This is a genomic window from Nocardia sp. 852002-20019_SCH5090214 (genome assembly GCF_001665865.1).
GTDB classification, from domain to species: domain Bacteria; phylum Actinomycetota; class Actinomycetes; order Mycobacteriales; family Mycobacteriaceae; genus Nocardia; species Nocardia nova.
Genome location: NZ_LZMK01000390.1, coordinates 1 through 3193 on the forward strand (window position 1 = coordinate 1; position 3193 = coordinate 3193).

At 67.9% G+C, this 3193-nt stretch carries 3 protein-coding genes; all 3 read left to right on the plus strand.

Annotated features, from left to right (window positions below; translation table 11 throughout):
• Nucleotides 1–788: hypothetical protein (locus A5780_RS32185; RefSeq protein ID WP_064910926.1), on the plus strand; the 788-nt coding region annotated here is incomplete at its 5' end.
• Nucleotides 785–2053, plus strand: a complete 1269-nt coding sequence (locus A5780_RS32190) for a hypothetical protein (RefSeq protein ID WP_064910928.1) — start codon at nt 785–787, stop codon at nt 2051–2053. The genes A5780_RS32185 and A5780_RS32190, both read left to right, overlap by 4 nt.
• A gap of 61 nt (nt 2054–2114) precedes the next feature.
• The coding region (locus A5780_RS32195) for a type IV secretory system conjugative DNA transfer family protein (RefSeq protein ID WP_197521929.1) at nt 2115–3193 on the plus strand (1079 nt) is incomplete at its 3' end.

Here is a 3193-nt window from a genome sequence, read left to right on the forward strand (position 1 = left end):
CGATGCCGCACACAGCGTTTCGATCCCGCGCCGTAGCCAGCCCGCTGGCAGTCCGGTTCGGTCCCGACGACCCCGACGCTGTGCGCGCGACCGCGCTACGCGCGGTGCAGGACTCGGTGAAGCGCTACATCGACTGGCAACATCACCCAGCACCCGACAGCCCGGCTGCCGGTCCCGGCGAGTGGCGGTTGACGGCGATCAACGGCATCGAAGACGATTTGCGTCGCGCCTACCTCGACGCCGTCCGGAGCGGGGTGCCGATCAGCGAGATCGACACTGCCCACGACCTCGGGCTCGCCGGCGTGGGCTGGGACCAGCAACCCGCCCACCCACTGCTGGGACGGCTGGAACACCTCGCCCACGCACTCACCCTCGCCGAGGCCCGCGCTGGCACCGATCGCGCCCGGATCCGGGAACTGGAAAACGAGCTCGACCACGCCCACACGCGGATCGAAACCCTGTCCGAAGATCTCGCCCACGCGCGCAACACCATCGCCAAGCAGACCGAGGAACTGGTCGATGCCGAATGGCTGACCGGCGACCGCCACCACAACACCGAACCAGGCCCGCAACCCGCCCGCGCGCTGGCCCGCATGAACACCGAGCTGGCTTTGGCCAACGACATCGACGCCCTCGAACGCGCCGCAACACGCGACACCAGCGGTGGGATCAGCAAAGCGATCGATACCGCACTGCCCGGTCAGCCCGACTATTGGCCCGAGACCACCGACCCAGACACCGGGCGACCGTCCGGCACGACGGATCACGGCCCGGAGGTGGCGCCGTGACCGCGCTGGACGAGCCGCTGGGATTCACCAACCCCGACTACTACCGCGACGCCACCTCACCTACCGAGCGGCAGCTGCGCGCCGACTTCGCCCGCTACTACCAGCTCCGCGAGATCGCGCCCTCCGCCGCTACCGCCGAGGCGCGCGCCGAATTCAACTCCCGCGCAGACGAGTTGGCGATCCGCTGGGCACGCCACGAGTCCGAACACTGGCGCGGCACCTGGGCGGGACTGCAACGAGTAGTTGCCGGATGGCGAACCCAACCGGAGATCGCGCGCCGCAACTACGACCAAATCGCGCGCGCCCGCGTCACCGGCGAGGTAGCGATCGACGACGACATCTGGCGCACCCTGCAACAAGCCCGCCTGATCACCGGGCACGGCACCGGCACGATCACCGGCTCCACCCAAGACGCCGCACGCCGCTACCCGTACCTGCAACCCAACATGGGCACCACCCTGGCGCCGACGACGCGAGCGGATACCGATATCGATCGCCGAACCGCGGTCGAGCGCACGCTGGGCGCACCCAGAAATCCGGCAGTCGCGTTGCCGAGCCTCGCGAAGGTCGACGCGGTCATCGCCAACACCGACGAACTGCTCGAGACCGAGGAGGCAGCAGCCGATCTCGACGACGGCCGCGACGCACGAAAAATGCTGCTGCCCCGAGCAGTTCGCGATGCACCGATCTCGGCCGACTACAGCGACACCGAAACATGGCAACGCCGCCACGCCGATGCCCTGCGAGAAGTACAGGATCTCGCCGCCGAGCACAGCACCATCGCCGACGGGCTCAACGGAGTAGACGACCAAGCCCGTATTGCCCGGCTCGACCGCCTGCGGGCCGGCCTGAGCGCCGCGCGCCGTGACGCCCTTGCCATCGGACTCACCGACGACCAGGTACAGACGGCCTACACCACCGGCCGCGATGGAACCTACTGGGCCACACAACCATCCGATCCACAGCTGGGACGCATCGCCCAGCTGCTCGAACACCGCGACCTCGCCCGTGCCGCCGCAGAGGCTTACCGGAACCAGCTCACCTCGGCGCCCGCCACGACCGCAGACCCGGCAATACCGGTCACTCACGGTAGCCGGGTCGAGGCTGCAGATGCTCCAATGCGCGGTGACGGTACAGGTGCCGCGATCAGCACCGCCGTGGATGTGGCCCTCCCCGATACCGACATCGGCGAATGGTCCCCGCCCGCCACCGACCCGGCAGCGGAAGAGGTTGTTTCCCAGCTCGATCGGGAGGTGAGCTTGTGATGGCCCTCGGCCCGGGTTATGCACAGCTGTTCACAGTGTTGTCCCCAGCGGGGGCGGCGTGATGGCGCGGCAGACGCGGCGCCGAACCACCGGCGTGCTCGGCGAGGAAACCTGGCTGCTGCTCATCGCCCTAGGTGTCATCGCTGTGGCGCTGCTCGCATGGGGTGCACTGTCGGCCGGTAGTTGGTGCGCCGGACTGCCCATCACCGCGCACCCAGTAGCAGCGCTGTTGCAGGTGATGGTCGGCCAGCATCGGTGGCCGTGGCAGTCCAGCGCGATCTTCGTCGTGGCGCTCGCAGTCGTCGTGGCGCTCGCGAGCGTGTTTCGCAGGCGGTGGGCAGCGATGCGGCGCAGCGACATCGATAAGGCGGCGCGCACGATGGTGTCGCCGCGACACATTTCTGCTGCGCGACAGCAGGACAACGCGACCGCTGGCGAGCGGCTGCTCAAAGACGCGCCACCGGAGGTGCGGGCGCTGCCGGGGCCGCCGTTGGGCCGCACCGTCGTCGGGGGAGTGGAGTTGTTCGTGCCGGCCGAGATGGGTGTGTTCATCGCGGCCGGGCAACGCACCGGCAAAACAATGGCATGGGCGATCCCGGCGGTGCTGAGTGCGTGGGGTCCGGTGATGGCGACCTCCAACAAGCCCGACCTCTACCGTCACACCGTGTTCGGTCGTGAACAGCGCGGCCGAGTGTGGCTGTGTGATCTCCAGGCGGTGACCGGGCATCCGGTGTGCGGGTTCTGGGTCGACCTGCTCGCCCGAGTGCGCACATTGGCTGCCGCGCGAAAGCTGGCCTCCTTCTTCGTCTCTGGTGCTTCGGGATCGGCGTCGGAGCGAGCGAACGCTCGCGTCGATTCGTATTTCGATGGTGGCGCTCAAGAACTTTTGGCGTTGTATCTTCTGGCGGCCGCGTGTGTCGAGGGTGATTTGCTCCATGTCGCCGAATGGCTGTCCAGCGACCAGGACCAAACCCCCATTCTGATCCTGCGCCACCACAATCATGACAGGGCGGCCCAGCGCATCCTCGACGCGCAGGGTTTATACGCGCGCCAAAGGGACGGTTTGTACGACATGGCGCGCCGGTTCTTGAATGTGCTCTCCGACGAGGGCTATGCCACCATGATCACCCCACCCGCCCG